At 60.3% G+C, this 1,642-nt stretch carries 3 protein-coding genes; 1 reads left to right on the top strand and 2 read right to left on the bottom strand.

All coding sequences use genetic code 11. The annotated features are described in order from the left end of the window. Positions 1 to 86 precede the first annotated feature (86 nt). Complete coding sequence (locus tag ACZ4FV_RS52265) at positions 87 to 470, top strand: hypothetical protein (protein ID WP_009685679.1); 384 nt, start codon at positions 87 to 89, stop codon at positions 468 to 470. Between the two features lie 99 nt (positions 471 to 569). Here ACZ4FV_RS52265 and ACZ4FV_RS52260 read toward each other — a convergent pair whose 3' ends face one another. Next, positions 570 to 1,088, bottom strand: a complete 519-nt coding sequence (locus tag ACZ4FV_RS52260) for a hypothetical protein (protein WP_009685678.1) — start codon at positions 1,086 to 1,088, stop codon at positions 570 to 572. Then, positions 1,069 to 1,642: DUF6036 family nucleotidyltransferase (locus tag ACZ4FV_RS52255; protein WP_465328521.1), on the bottom strand; the 574-nt coding region annotated here is incomplete at its 5' end. The genes ACZ4FV_RS52255 and ACZ4FV_RS52260, both read right to left, overlap by 20 nt.

Here is a 1,642-nt window from a genome sequence, read left to right as displayed (position 1 = left end):
TGAGGACTGGCTTGAGAGCGAGTTCGCCGGCTTCTCTGCGTCCCCTATCTCCTCAACCCATGCGGCCACCAGCGAGGCGTGACGATATGCTGAACAGCATCCCCCAGCATGACCAGGATCTCTTCAAACAGACCGTGCTGCAGCACATCACCACCAAGCTACCGACTGAAGAGTGGGAGTTGTTCCGATATCACTGGTGCATGGTCAACCAGCGCATGGATCCCGACGCGGAGCCGAATCCTGACCTGACGCCTAATCAACTCGTGAACGAGGCGCTGACCTCAATGCGTAATGAGGTAGCACACCTTCTCAAGAGCTTCGGGAAGCAGATCGAGGTCGTTGGCGAAGCTGCCGGCCAGCCCGTCTATTTTGCACGGCTCGCTGGGTACTACTTCTGGTCTCCCCGGCCCCACGAAGAATTGATGCTCGACATCAACCTCTGCTTCCCCAGCTACCCGTGCGGTTGGTGACTATGGGCTACATCGACGGCTACCGCCTGCCGACAGCATAAGCACCCGCGCAAACAAGAAAGGCCGCTTGCGCGGCCCTTCTTGCTTCTGTCCATTCCTTCACCGCGCCATAGCCACTACCGCCCTGCTGCGGTCTTCCGCCGGCGACGGAGCACCGTCACTATATCCGGTACTCACGCCCTGCGTAGCCGCATAGTGCCGGGTTTGGTACTGCAGGACTTCCTTCATCTGCGGGCTCACGTCCTCCTCCAGCCCCCACTCGAACGCGAGCTTATCCAGGCGGTGAGTGGCCACAAGCTGGCTCGCCCGTGGCGACCGCGCCGCAGGCTTGAGCGATGACCAGGACGACACGAACGCTTTGAGCAAAGCGGCCTTCTCCCGCGGTACACAGGGGAAGCGGCGTAGCCGATCCACCAGGTACAGCGCTCGCTGCTTCTGGTCGACCTGACGTAGACGCCTGGAAACCTCGTCCTCCAGCACAGACACCAAGTCTCCCTGGCCGTACCAGAGCTGCTTGGCCAGCTCCGCAAGCGCCTCCGCCGAGGCATGGCGCAGCCCTCCCCGGGTTACATCCTCCAGGAGCTTGCCGAAATTGCCGTCAGGGTTTTGGCGAGCCATAGTGCCCATCCTCCAAATACGGTTCAGTGACGTCGGCCAAGCAGCTGAGCATGCCCGAGCGGTTCCCGACCGCATAATCGATTGCCTGTGTGGCCAGTGTAACAAACTCTTCGACATCAACACGGCCACTGTCGATAAGCGCTTCGATATCAGCTTTGTCCTGCTCTGTAAACCGGCTCAACTTGGAAATAGCGAGATCCACGCCAGCGGCCACGTAAACATGCAGAGGCTGGTTTCCGTCGAACCCATCCAAGGGTATTGCTCGATCTCGATAGTCCTCATGCAGAGGCCCAAGCGACGTGTTGTAGTTCGGATCGAACTCCACCGTGAGATCTTCGTCCCCTTGCTCATAGAACTCCGGATCTGCCAGCACCGCCACCAACTCGTCACGGCGCAGGATCCTTGCTGCCTCGACCTCAGCATCGATGTCGGCGCTCCCGCGGGCGTGCGTCAGCAGGTGCACCCCACATCCACCGAAGATGAAGACCTTCATGGCACCGGGCGCCTGACCCTCCAGAAGAGGTAAAGCCCGGGAGAAGAGCCTAGCTACGGCC

It is taken from the genome of Embleya sp. NPDC025285 (assembly GCF_055558835.1).
Note: the sequence above shows the minus strand (reverse complement) of the source record. Positions and strands in the feature narration are given on the sequence as shown.